This is a genomic window from Flavobacterium sp. GCM10022190, from assembly GCF_042656445.1.
GTDB lineage: Bacteria > Bacteroidota > Bacteroidia > Flavobacteriales > Flavobacteriaceae > Flavobacterium > Flavobacterium nitratireducens.
Window position 1 is genome coordinate 65,304 of record NZ_JBHSOQ010000006.1, and the last position, 12,879, is coordinate 78,182.

At 32.9% G+C, this 12,879-nt stretch carries 12 protein-coding genes; 6 read left to right on the forward strand and 6 right to left on the reverse strand.

Features of this window, described 5'->3' with window-relative positions; genetic code table 11:
* Positions 1-12: 12 nt before the first annotated feature.
* The 4 genes from ACFPTQ_RS15470 (at position 13) to ACFPTQ_RS15485 (ending at position 3,370) form a co-directional block, all read left to right on the forward strand.
* A complete protein-coding gene (locus tag ACFPTQ_RS15470) occupies positions 13-687 on the forward strand; it encodes a TIGR02117 family protein (RefSeq protein ID WP_379778717.1) in 675 nt (224 codons plus the stop codon).
* An 87-nt stretch (positions 688-774) separates the two neighbouring features.
* Entirely contained in the window at positions 775-1,581 is an 807-nt protein-coding gene (locus ACFPTQ_RS15475) for an RHS repeat domain-containing protein (RefSeq protein WP_379778719.1), read from the forward strand.
* Positions 1,582-1,964: 383 nt separating this feature from the next.
* On the forward strand, positions 1,965-2,615 hold the full coding sequence (locus ACFPTQ_RS15480; RefSeq protein WP_379778721.1) for a hypothetical protein: 651 nt from the start codon (positions 1,965-1,967) through the stop codon (positions 2,613-2,615).
* Positions 2,616-2,977: 362 nt separating this feature from the next.
* Positions 2,978-3,370: a hypothetical protein gene (locus tag ACFPTQ_RS15485; protein WP_379778724.1), complete on the forward strand. Its 393-nt coding sequence runs from the start codon at positions 2,978-2,980 to the stop codon at positions 3,368-3,370.
* Between the two features lie 195 nt (positions 3,371-3,565).
* Here the strand turns inward: ACFPTQ_RS15485 and ACFPTQ_RS15490 are convergent, their stop codons facing one another.
* The 3 genes from ACFPTQ_RS15490 to rpmH form a co-directional block, all read right to left on the reverse strand.
* Positions 3,566-4,015, reverse strand: coding sequence for a GNAT family N-acetyltransferase (locus ACFPTQ_RS15490; protein ID WP_379778727.1), 450 nt, complete (start codon positions 4,013-4,015; stop codon positions 3,566-3,568).
* Positions 4,016-4,295: 280 nt separating this feature from the next.
* Positions 4,296-7,151, reverse strand: coding sequence for a carbamoyl-phosphate synthase large subunit (gene carB, locus ACFPTQ_RS15495; protein ID WP_379778730.1), 2,856 nt, complete (start codon positions 7,149-7,151; stop codon positions 4,296-4,298).
* A gap of 163 nt (positions 7,152-7,314) precedes the next feature.
* Complete coding sequence (gene rpmH, locus ACFPTQ_RS15500) at positions 7,315-7,476, reverse strand: 50S ribosomal protein L34 (RefSeq protein ID WP_008464848.1); 162 nt, start codon at positions 7,474-7,476, stop codon at positions 7,315-7,317.
* Between the two features lie 167 nt (positions 7,477-7,643).
* Here rpmH and ACFPTQ_RS15505 point away from each other — a divergent pair, with 167 nt between their 5' ends.
* On the forward strand, positions 7,644-8,159 hold the full coding sequence (locus tag ACFPTQ_RS15505) for a DUF2892 domain-containing protein (protein ID WP_379778733.1): 516 nt from the start codon (positions 7,644-7,646) through the stop codon (positions 8,157-8,159).
* A gap of 75 nt (positions 8,160-8,234) precedes the next feature.
* Here ACFPTQ_RS15505 and ACFPTQ_RS15510 read toward each other — a convergent pair whose 3' ends face one another.
* A complete protein-coding gene (locus ACFPTQ_RS15510) occupies positions 8,235-8,912 on the reverse strand; it encodes an alpha/beta fold hydrolase (protein ID WP_379778736.1) in 678 nt (225 codons plus the stop codon).
* 267 nt (positions 8,913-9,179) lie between these two features.
* Here ACFPTQ_RS15510 and ACFPTQ_RS15515 point away from each other — a divergent pair, with 267 nt between their 5' ends.
* Positions 9,180-9,482, forward strand: coding sequence for a GNAT family N-acetyltransferase (locus ACFPTQ_RS15515; RefSeq protein ID WP_379778739.1), 303 nt, complete (start codon positions 9,180-9,182; stop codon positions 9,480-9,482).
* 53 nt (positions 9,483-9,535) lie between these two features.
* On the opposite strand, the gene ACFPTQ_RS15520 is transcribed toward ACFPTQ_RS15515, so the two are convergent.
* Entirely contained in the window at positions 9,536-11,170 is a 1,635-nt protein-coding gene (locus ACFPTQ_RS15520; protein ID WP_379778742.1) for an ABC-F family ATP-binding cassette domain-containing protein, read from the reverse strand.
* Between the two features lie 158 nt (positions 11,171-11,328).
* A complete protein-coding gene (locus tag ACFPTQ_RS15525; protein ID WP_379778745.1) occupies positions 11,329-12,792 on the reverse strand; it encodes an alanine/glycine:cation symporter family protein in 1,464 nt (487 codons plus the stop codon).
* Between the last annotated feature and the right edge of the window lie 87 nt (positions 12,793-12,879).

Sequence of the window (12,879 nt, forward strand, 5' to 3'; positions counted from 1 at the left end):
AATACGTTCCACTTGAAAAAAGCACTTAAAATACTTTTAAAAACGATTATTTATTTTTTAGGATTTATTATCATCTACATATCTTCGGCTTATCTGCTTTCAAAAATCACAATAGAAAAAGAAAATAACAGTAAAAGTGAAATGGAAATTTACATTCTCACTAACGGTGTTCATACAGATATTGTAATGCCTACAAAAAGTGAACAGATAGACTGGAGTAAAAAAATTCCCTATAAAAACACTATAGCAGCTGATTCAACATATCAATATATTGCAATGGGTTGGGGCGATAAAGGTTTTTATTTAGAAACGCCTGAATGGTCGGACTTAAAGGCTTCAGTTGCATTTAAAGCGGCTTCAGGACTAAGTTCGTCTGCCATACATGCTACTTACTATAAAAAAATGAAGCTAGGAAAAGATTGTAAATCCATTTTAATCAGTAAAGAACAATATAGTCGTTTGATTACATATATAACTGACAGTTTTCAAAAAGAAGCTTCAGGTGATTTTATAGTAATTAAAACAAATGCTAACTATGGCAAAACCGATGCTTTTTATGAAGCAACCGGAAGTTACAGCATCTTTAAAACCTGCAATACTTGGGCAAATAGTGCTTTAAAAGCCTGTGGGCAAAAATGTTCTTTTTGGACAGCAACCGATTCAGGAATTTTTTCGAAATACAATTAATTTTATAAATAGGATACAAAAAACATCAAATGCCTTTGTGGCTTCATCATGGATCTTAGTGATTGGTGGTAATTATAAAAATCTGCAATGAAAAGACACTTTTTTTTATTGATTTTACTCTGTAATTTAATTTCATGTGGAAATCTTGAAGAGAATAGCTTGTTGGAATATTCAGAGAAAAATAAATCTTACCAAATCACTATAACTGAAAATAATTTAAACGAAAAAGATTCAATAATCAGAAGAGCAACAAGTGTAACAAATATTTATGATTCAAAAAATAATTTAATAAATAGTAACAACTTATCATTCTATTTTTATAATTCACAAAACAAATTATCCGAAACTAAATCAGTCTACAAAAGAGAAGGGAAAGGTTTAATTTCAAAAATCCTAAAACATAAATATTTATATGATAAAAATGGAAAACTAATAAAAATAATAGATAACACTAAGAATGATGTAATCATTTGGGAATTAAAATATGATAAGTTTGGAAATTTAAAGTCTGAAATTGGATTACGAGAAACTATAAATTATGAATACTTAAATGGTAAAGTTATAAAGAAAACAGTAATCGAAGACAATGAAATTTCAAAGGTATCTGAATATAAATATGATAAACTTAACAGAATAGAAATAGAAGATTGGGTTTTTAGTGGAACAAATCGAATGAAAACTTATTATAAATATAATTCTAACAATAAACTATTTAGCAAAAGAGATAGTAGCTTTTCAAAAATTACAAATCCTAACCAATACATTGAGTTTCTAACTGAATATTATTATGACAAAAATGATTCATTAATCGAAATCAGAAAATTAGGACGAATTTATACTGAAAAGGAATTCAAAATTCGAGGGAAAACAAAATTCAAATATTTGAAAGAATAACTACCACCAACAGCTAAAGGATACGTTGCGTGCGTAGCATGAACTCCCGAGCCTTAGTGACCGGACGAAGTAATGAAGCCGGTGTTGAACAGAACCGCTCAACATTTATGCCTATGGAGTTATCGTAAAGTTTTGATAGAGAATTTCAAGAGGATTTAATGTCATCTTTTTTTGAATCGTTTTTGATGTGGTGTGTTTTTAAAAAAAATAGCTTGCTTTCTCAAAAATGGCGTATGTTAAAAATACGATTTTTCTCTCTATAAAAAAAATGAAAAACTATATTTGTTGCTAGACTGGGATGTTTTTTCAAAGTATGACATTGTAGGTAATGCACCTAGCTAGCCGTAAAATTATTTTCATCAGAAATTTAAAATTTAAAAAATATGTTTAACATATCTTCAACAACAGCTGATACGATTTATAATTATTCCAACATTGCACTAGTTTTCGGAACTACAATAGCTTTAATTGCAACAATTGGAGCAATTTATAGCAGTTCAATTCGTGAAAATTATAGTAATGAAAGAACTATAGCAAACGAGAAACTCACATCTTTAGCAAAAGCTGAAGCAGCTAAAGCTATAGAAAATGCAGCTAAAGCGAATGAAAGTGCAGCGCTTGCAAATGAAAGTGCTGCAAAATCAAATCTACGTGCAGAAGAAGTAGAAAAGCAAAACATAGAACTAAGAATAAAATTTTCAAGTCGCCATATTGATTTGAACACATATAAAATTTTATTGCGTGAATTATCTAAAACTCCCTCTTCTTTTAATATCCAAACGATGGGCGATCCTGAATCAGCAATGTATGCCTCAGATTTTTTAAAAGCGTTTTTAGATTCAGGTTGGAAAGTTGATAAAAAAGAATTTCCCTTAGGTGTAATATGGGAAGGAATAATAATATTCAAAACAAATGATCCAGCCTCATTAATAATGGCAGATGCTCTTAAAAAAGCAGGAATTGAATTTAAAATCGGAGATGAGTTTCACGATAAAGCTACAATTATGATTGGCGGAAAACCTAAAGCGTTTTAAATGCACTACATACAACAGCTAAGGGATTCGTTGCGTGCGTAGCACGAACACCCGAGCCATAGCGAACGGACGAAGTAATGAAACTCCTGTTGAACAGAACCGCTCAACATCCATGCCTATTGGAGTTATTGTAAAGTTTTGATAGAGAATTTCAAGAGGATTTAATTCCTCCTTTTTTGAATCGTTTTTGATGTGGCGTGTTTTAAAAAAATAGCTTGTTTTCTCGAAAATGGCGTATATTTAAAAACATGATTTTTCTCTCAATAAAAGAAATAAAAACTATATTTGTTTCAAGACTGGGAGTTTTTTTCACAGTCTGACGTTATAAGCAAGTTTCTGAACGAAGCTCAACAGAATCAACGATGAAAAAATATTTAACCATATTTATTTTGAGTTTAGGCTTAAATTCAATTGGACAGAATTGTTCCATGTTGGTAAATGGAGAATATGAAACTCAATATGACGACAAAGATTGGAGTTCATATAGATTTGAAATAAAAGGAAATCACTACTACACTTTTGACGAAAAAGTAAAAAAAGACTACGAAATTGTATTGCTTAGTAAATGTAGTTTTATATTGGAGAGTGTTGAAAAACTAGACGAATCTAAACTTACTGAATTTCAAAAAGTAATCTCGAAACAAAAACCATATTTTGAAATTACAAAGGTTGAAGGGAATATCTATTATTTTATATGTAGAGTAGATTTACATGTTCAATGTGGAACTGGAAAGTTTATCAAAAAAGAAAAATAAAACCTGCTTATAACCGCCATTTATCTCAATTGCTGGTTTTTTCGAAATTGAAACTATCAATTCACGCAGAAAGTTTTAACTTAAGCGAAAATAATCAATCCGCTTTGGCCACAACTTAGCCAAGTGGCCAAACGTTATAATCCACAAAAAAGCCTCAATAAATTGAGGTTTTTTTTTGATGTTTAAAATTTAAGCTTATTCACTCAAATCCATTTTTATATGCGGAATATCATCTTCCAGATACATTTCGCTGGATTGAACAAAACCCAGTGATTCATAGAATTTTTTTAGATACAATTGCGCACCAATGGTAATCTGAGTTTCGCCAAAGTATTTTTTGATGGCGGAAATAGATTGTAGCATTAATTCTTTTCCCCATTTTTTATCGCGATAATCCGCTGAAACGACTACTCTTCCTATTGACGCGGTTTCATACGTAATTCCGGGTTTAAAAAGTCGGCTGCAAGCAACAATCTGATTATCGTATATTCCAAAAAGATGTAATGCTAAGGGATCTTTGCCATCTAAATCCAAATAAACACAGTTTTGTTCCACTACAAACACTTCTGAGCGCAATTTTAAAATGGCGTAGAGTTCGCTAACTGTTAAGGTCTCAAAAGATTTAATTTGCCAAACTATTTCCATGTTGTTATTTTTAAACTATTCCTTTTATCAAGTAAAACAAAAATACATTTTATTGTTTTCATTCTTTGGTTTATGGTCGCTTCTTCTAAAAAACAATTCCTGTCTAATAGCCCTGATGGTAGCGGCATCCTTGTGGCAGCTGTCTTTAGGCTGCCACAAGATACAGCGAACAGCAGGAACTATTGCTATTAAAAAAGCCAAATGTTGTGCTCCAAATAAAAAAAACAAAAAAAATAGGCTGTCGTTGTCGGACAGCCTATTGTATGAAGAAATTGAGTGATTATTTACTCAAATACATTTTTCTTCTTGAATACAATTCGTAGAATTGATCATCTTTCAAGTCATCGATAAACAAGATGCTTTCTCCTGTTGATTTCATTTCAGGTCCTAAAGCTTTGTTTACATTAGGGAACTTACTGAAAGAGAATACCGGTTGTTTGATAGCGTATCCGTTTAATTTAGGATTGAAATCAAAGTCGGTTACTTTACTGTGTCCTAACATTACTTTAGTAGCGTAGTTTACGTAAGGCTCACCATACGCTTTAGCAATAAATGGGACTGTACGAGAAGCTCTTGGATTCGCTTCGATGATATAAACGGTATCATCTTTAATCGCAAACTGAATATTGATTAAACCTACTGTTTTTAATGCTTTAGCAATTTTGTGCGTATGATCTTTGATTTGTTGCATTACAAACTCTCCTAAGTTGAAAGGAGGTAAAGTAGCATTAGAATCTCCCGAGTGAACTCCACATGGCTCGATATGCTCCATAATTCCGATGATGTAAACATTACCATCAGCATCACAAATAGCATCTGCTTCTGCTTCGATAGCACCATCTAAATAGTGGTCTAACAATAATTTGTTTCCTGGGATTGATTTCAACAAATCAATTACGTGCTCTTCTAACTCTTGTTTGTTGATTACAATTTTCATTCCCTGACCTCCTAATACATAAGAAGGACGAACTAATAATGGGAAATCTAATGAATCAGCTAATTTAGAAGCTTCGTCTGCGCTTTCTGCAATTCCGAATTTAGGGAAAGGAATTTTCAACTCAGTTAATAAATCAGAGAAACGTCCTCTGTCTTCCGCTAAATCTAGGGCATCAAAGCTTGTTCCGATGATTTTTACACCGTATTTAGATAATTTTTCAGCTAATTTAAGCGCTGTTTGACCACCTAACTGAACGATAACTCCTTCTGGTTTTTCGTGCTGGATAATGTCATAAATATGCTCCCAGAATACTGGCTCGAAGTATAATTTATCGGCTGTATCAAAATCAGTTGAAACGGTTTCTGGGTTACAGTTAATCATAATCGTTTCGTATCCACACTCTTTAGAAGCTAAAACTCCGTGAACACAAGAGTAATCGAACTCAATTCCTTGTCCAATACGGTTTGGTCCAGAACCTAAAACAATTACTTTCTTTTTATCAGTAACAATACTTTCATTATCTACAAAACGAGTCCCATCTGCTTTTTCAATTTCAGCCTCAAATGTTGAGTAGTAGTAAGGCGTTTTTGCTTTGAACTCCGCCGCACAAGTATCAACCAATTTAAACACACGGTTGATGTTCATCTCCATACGTAAAGCGTGAACTTCACTCTCCAAACATCCCATCATGTGAGCTAATTGACGGTCAGCAAAACCTTTTTGTTTTGCCTCAAGCAATAACTCTTTTGGTAAATTGCTCACTTTATAATTCGCAATTTCTTTTTCTAAGATAAATAACTCCTCATACTGTTTCAAGAACCACATATCAATTTTAGTGATTTCATGAATTCTGCTTAATGGAATTCCCATAGCAATCGCATCGTAAATTACGAATACACGATCCCAGCTTGCATAAGTAAGTTTTTCAATAATTTGTTCGTAATTGGTATACCCTTTACCATCTGCACCTAAACCATTACGTTTAATTTCTAATGATTGTGTTGCTTTGTGTAAAGCTTCTTGGAACGAACGCCCAATTCCCATTACCTCACCTACCGACTTCATTTGAAGACCTAAAGTTCGGTCAGATCCTTCAAATTTATCAAAGTTCCAACGTGGTATTTTTACAATTACATAATCTAAAGTAGGCTCGAATAAAGCCGAAGTAGATTTTGTAATTTGGTTTTGTAACTCATCTAAGTTATAACCTAAAGCTAATTTAGAAGCGATTTTTGCAATTGGATAACCCGTAGCTTTTGATGCCAATGCAGAAGAACGAGATACACGTGGGTTAATTTCAATAGCCACAATATCTTCTTTTTCATCAGGTGATACTGCAAATTGTACGTTACATCCTCCAGCAAAGTTTCCAATACTGCGCATCATCAAGATAGCGTAATCACGTAATTTTTGGAAAGTCGTATCTGATAATGTCATAGCTGGCGCTACCGTGATAGAATCTCCAGTATGGATTCCCATTGGGTCCATATTTTCGATAGAACAAATGATAACAACATTGTCATTTTTATCTCTTAAAAGCTCTAATTCGTATTCTTTCCATCCCATTAAAGCTTTATCAATTAAAACTTCATGGATTGGTGAAGCCTCAAGACCTGCAGTTAATAATCTGTCAAAATCTTCTGGTTTATATACGATAGAAGCCCCAGTTCCTCCTAATGTAAAAGAAGGACGAATAACCAATGGGAAACCAAATTCCTGAGCAATTTCTTTACCTCTTAAATACGATGTACAAATTTCTGCTGGAGCAGTAGGTACATTAATTTTCTTTAAAAGCGCTTTAAACTGGTCTCTATCTTCAGTAATATTAATTGCGTTTACATCAACCCCAATCATTTTTACACCAAAATCATCCCAAATTCCTTTTTCCTGCGCTTCCAAACACAAGTTAAGTGCCGTTTGACCACCCATAGTAGGCAATACAGCATCAATTTGTGGATGTTCTTTAAGGATTTCAATGATCGATTTAGTCGTTAAAGGTTTCAAATAGATATGATCCGCCATTGATGGGTCGGTCATAATTGTAGCAGGATTCGAATTGATAAGAATAACCTCGATTCCTTCTTCACGAATAGAACGAGCTGATTGCGATCCTGCGTAATCGAATTCGCAAGCTTGACCAATAACAATAGGACCTGAACCTATAATTAAAACGGATTTGATTGAAGTGTCTTTTGGCATTATGATGTAATTATTGTTTTTGAAGTTTTTTATTTCTCAAATTTACTTTTTTTTAAAAGAGGTAACTCATTAAAAAACATAAACTTGAGTACTATTTTCAGACTAGGTATAAAAAAGGGCGATACTAATAAAAGTAACGCCCTTATTTATGCTTTTTCAAACATTATTTTTTGTGTCTAGGCTCGCTAGAAACAGTTAATTTATGTCTTCCTTTAGCTCTTCTACGCGCAAGAACTTTTCTTCCATTTGCAGAAGCCATTCTGTCCATAAATCCGTGTTTATTTCTTCTTTTTCTTTTCGATGGTTGAAACGTTCTTTTGCTCATTGGTTTGTATCTTTAAATCTTATTAATTGTATCTTTTATTGTTTGATATAACGGTCATTTCTAAACCGAGTGCAAATATACAAAGACTTTTTTTTCTAGCAAGAAGTTTTATAAAAATATTTTTAATTCCTTTTACTATATTTGCAAACACAAATCAAACAACCATCATGTTAAACAAGAATATCAAACTTATTATCGCTGGACTTATTGTAATTACTAGCATTTGGCAATTTACGGAAAACAATATTGGCAATGGAATCTTCTTATTATTGCTTACAATAATTCCTGTTTTTCTTTATTACAGAAACGAATTCATCTTATTGGCCTTTTTAAAATTAAGAAAACAAGACTTTTTAGGCGCTCAAAAGTGGCTTTCATACATAAAAAATCCTGAAGGAGCTTTAACTAGAAAACAACAAGGATACTTTAATTACCTTCACGGAATCATGCTTTCGCAAACAAATATCAATCAATCAGAGAAATATTTTAAGAAAGCGATTGAACTAGGCTTATCTATGGATATGGATTTAGCCGTTGCTAAACTAAATTTGGCTGGAATTGCGCTTTCAAGAAGAAGAAAAATTGAAGCGACCAATTTAATCGCTGAAGTAAAGAAACTAGACAAACAAGGAATGTTGAAAGATCAAATCAATATGATGAAAGAACAAATGAAAAAAATGTAATTTCATCACACCTTTTTTTTTAAAATCCGTCACTTATTTAAAGTTGACGGATTTTTTTTAGCCCTACTAGAATATTTAACTATAAATTAAATTTTTTGAATCTAAAATAATCGCTGGTAAATTAGCATTAAACCATCGGTATTTAGTATAAATCATTACATGTGTTCCACCTTCTACCACCACACATTTTTGGATATTTTGGATGGGAAACACTGCATCTTTATCACCATGAATATGAATCACACGTTCATCTATTTTTATACGATCCCATAAAACTACTTTCTCAAAAGCCCATTTTAAATAATTAACATCGCGTACCGATAGAAAAGTATCATACAACTGCATTCTATTTGAGCTTTTTTCACCCAAAACAAACTGCGCCAACTTACCCAAACTCAGCACCAATCGAATTGGAATCAACTTATAAAGCAATGTTTTTCGGGCAAAACGAATTCGTTTAGGAAATTCTTCCTTTGATTTAACACTCGAAATAATAATTATTTTTTGCACATTGAGAAACTTCGCCATTTCCTGCACCAAAATCCCTCCAAAAGAAACACCTATTAAAACTGATTGCTCCTTTTTCACACCCAAAGCGATGCGCTTAGCATAATTTTCAAGAGTTTCTCCTTGCTCTGGAATTTTCCATTCTAAAAAATGAACATCAAAAAGCGAATCATCCAACCTTATTCTTTCAAAAATTAAAGGATTGGCCGCTAACCCAGGCATAAAATATACAGGAATTTTACTCATTGAATCATTCGGATTTTAAATTACCAAAATACTAATTTAAAGACTCAAAAAAACATAAAACAACTAAACCAAATACAACAAACTAAACTTTAACATTCGAAGCTGTGTTAAAGTCATTTGAATTTGATATCCAAATACTTAACTTTACAATTCCTCTTATCGAATAAAATATTCACATAAAACAAAAGCAAAAAGCGATAGTACTCAGAAAATCTTTGAGCAAAAAATCTATTGTTATTGCTTTGCACAACAAAATTCTTAATTACTATGGAAACAATTGATTCAATTGAAATTAAAAACAACGCATTCGCCAGACAATTTGAAACCACCATTCCAGAAGGCCTTATTACAATTGAATATTCACTTCAAGAAAGAAAAATATTTTTAACCAAAATCAATACCCCGGAACATTTTGATAACGACAAAATCATTGATCTCATAATAAAAAACATACTCGACAACTCAATCGAAGAACGTACAAAAGTAGTTCCAGTATATCCTAGAATAGTACATTTTTTCAGAAAAAATCCAGCTTACAAAGAATTACTACCTCCTGGAATCCGAATTTAACAAAAACAATAAAAGGCACAAATTGTGCCTTTTATTTATGTTTGAATAGAAAATTATTTTTCAATTTCTTTCATACTATCCATTTTCTTGTGCGCTAAGAAACCTGTAATATCTTCGAAATGCTCTACTACTCTTTTGTTTCCAAATTCGAAAACCTTAGTCGCTAAACCATCAAGAAAATCACGGTCGTGAGAAACTAAAATCAAAGTTCCGTCAAAATCTCGCAATGCATCCTTAATAATATCTTTGGTTTTCATATCCAAATGGTTTGAAGGCTCATCCAGAATTAACAAGTTTACAGGCTCTAACAATAATTTAATCATTGCCAAACGCGTTTTCTCTCCTCCTGAAAGCACTTTTACCTTCTTAGTAATATCGTCACCTTGAAACATGAAGGCTCCTAAAATATTTTTTATTTGGGTACGAATATCTCCAACAGCAATACTATCAATCGTTTCAAAAATAGTTGCATTTTCATCTAATAACGACGCCTGATTTTGTGCAAAATAGCCAATTTGAGCATTGTGACCAATTTCTACACTACCTCCATCAATACCTATTTCTTTCATGATAGCCTTAATCATGGTAGATTTACCTTCACCATTTTTCCCTACAAAAGCTACTTTTTGACCTCTTTCGATAACGATATTAGCATCCTTAAATACTACGTGATCACCATAGGATTTAGCCAAATCTTTAACCACAACTGGATATTGCCCAGAACGAGCTGCTGGAGGAAACTTTAATTTCAAAGCCGAAGTATCGACTTCATCCACCTGAACAATCTCTAACTTCTCTAACATTCTCACACGAGATTGTACCGCATCTGTTTTGGAAAAAGTCCCTTTAAATCGCTCAATAAAAGCACGATTATCTGCAATCATTTTTTGCTGCTCATCATATGCTTTTTGCTGGTGAATTCTACGATCTTTACGCAATTCTAAATAATGAGAATACTTTGCTTTATAATCGTAAATACGTCCCATTGTTACTTCAATCGTACGGTTCGTGATATTATCTACAAAAGCTCTATCGTGTGAAATTACCACCACCGCCTTAGCCGAATTAATCAAAAAATCTTCTAACCATTGAATACTTTCGATATCCATGTGGTTAGTAGGCTCATCCAGTAAAATTAAATCTGGCTTACGCAATAAGATTTTAGCCAATTCAATGCGCATTCTCCAACCTCCCGAAAATTCAGAAGTTTTACGATTAAAATCGGCAGCAACAAAACCTAATCCTTTTAAAACTTTCTCAACCTCTGCTTCGTAATTGATTTCTTCAATAGCATAAAACTTTTCACTTAAGTCTGATACACGCTCAATAAGCTTCATGTATTCGTCACTTTCATAATCAGTACGAATCGTTAATTGCTCATTTATTTCGTCAATCTCCGCTTTCATTTGGAACACTTCAGAAAAAGCTTTCGAAGCTTCTTCTTTTACTGTAGCCGTATCAGTTGTCAATAAATGCTGTGGTAAATAAGCAATAACCGCTTCTTTTGGCGCCGAAATACTCCCTGTTGATGGCTTACTATTTCCTGCAATAATTTTTAATAAAGTCGATTTTCCAGCCCCATTTTTACCCATAAGGGCAATTTTATCGTTCTCATTAATAGCAAAGGAAACATCACTAAAAAGTGTAGTTCCTCCAAATTGAACCGATATATCGTTAATTGTAATCATTGTTTAAAGTTAGAAGTTAGAGGCTAGAAGTTAGAAATTTCTACCCTCAATAAATTTAAAAGCGCAAAGATAACTTAATTAAGTAATTTGTTCCTATAAAAAAGCTTCTAGTAAAGCATAAAATATACTACTAGAAGCTTAAATAATTTATACAATAGTTACTCTGTTTTAACTTTGTTTAAAGTATTCCAAATATGAGCATTTGAAACATCAATTGTTTCAGGTAAAAAAACAGGATCCTTTCCTTCCTTTTTCTGTTTTTCATAATCCAAAAGAGCTTTTAATGCTGGTTTTTGCAAAAGAATAATCGCAATAATATTAAACCACGCCATCAAACCTACCCCTAAATCCCCAATTGCCCAAGCCAAAGTTGCTTGATTAACCGCACCATACATAATCACAACCATCATTATTACTTTTAACACATAATAAAACGCAGGTGATTCAAATTTTCTAGTCAAATAAGAAATATTCGTTTCAGCAATATAATAATAGGCTATAACAGTTGTAAAAGCAAAGAAAAATAATGCTACTGCTACAAAATACGATCCAAAACCAGGAAAAACGGTATCCATTGCCATTTGTGTATAAGCCGGTCCTACTGCTACGTTTTTTAAACCATGATACAAAAACTCCGAAGCTCCGTTACTACCAAATTCAGGATTTTGAACATTATACATTCCTGTAATCAAAATCATAAATCCAGTAGCCGAACACACAAACAAAGTATCAATGTAAACCGAAAAAGACTGCACCAAACCTTGTTTTACCGGATGCGAAACATTGGCTGCAGCCGCAATATGAGGCGCAGTTCCTTGACCTGCTTCATTAGAGTAGATTCCTCTCTTCACCCCCCACTGAATAGCCAATCCAAAAACAGCCCCGAATCCTGCTTCTAAATTAAATGCACTCTTAAAAATCAAACTCAACACACGCCCTAACTGATCAAAATTCACTCCAATAATAATTAAAGCAAATGCTATATAACCAATTGCCATAAACGGAACTACATATTCAGTAAACCTTGCAATCCTTTTTACACCTCCAAAAACAATCGCTCCAAACAAAACAACCATTCCCAAACCTGAAATCCAAGTTTCAACATCAAAAGCATTTTTAATTCCTTCTGCTACCGAATTCGCCTGAACTCCCGGCAAAAACACACCTACCGAAACAACAGAAACTACAGCAAACAAAATTCCGAACCATTTCATTTTCAAACCTCTTTCTATATAAAAAGCAGGACCACCACGAAATTCACCTAAATGTTTCTCTTTATATATTTGCGCCAAAGTCGCTTCAACATAAGCTGTACTTGCCCCTAAAAAAGCAACTGTCCACATCCAAAACATAGCTCCTGGTCCTCCAAAAGCAATGGCAGTAGCAACTCCAGCAATATTACCTGTCCCTACTCTACCTGCTAATGACATTGCCAAAGCCTGAAAAGAAGAAACTCCTGAATCTGTACTCTCTCCATCAAATAGCAATTTCCACATTTCTTTAATATGTCGAAGTTGTAAAAAACGAGTTCGTATTGAAAAATACAAACCAATTCCTAAACACAAAACTATTAAAGCATTACTCCAGATGATATTATTCAAGGAACTCACAAAATCTTCCATATTTTGATTTTTTAATTTTCATCAAAAAAACAACAAAAGTCTGAATTAACAAACATTATTTAAACAAAAAACAAAGAAACCCTATAA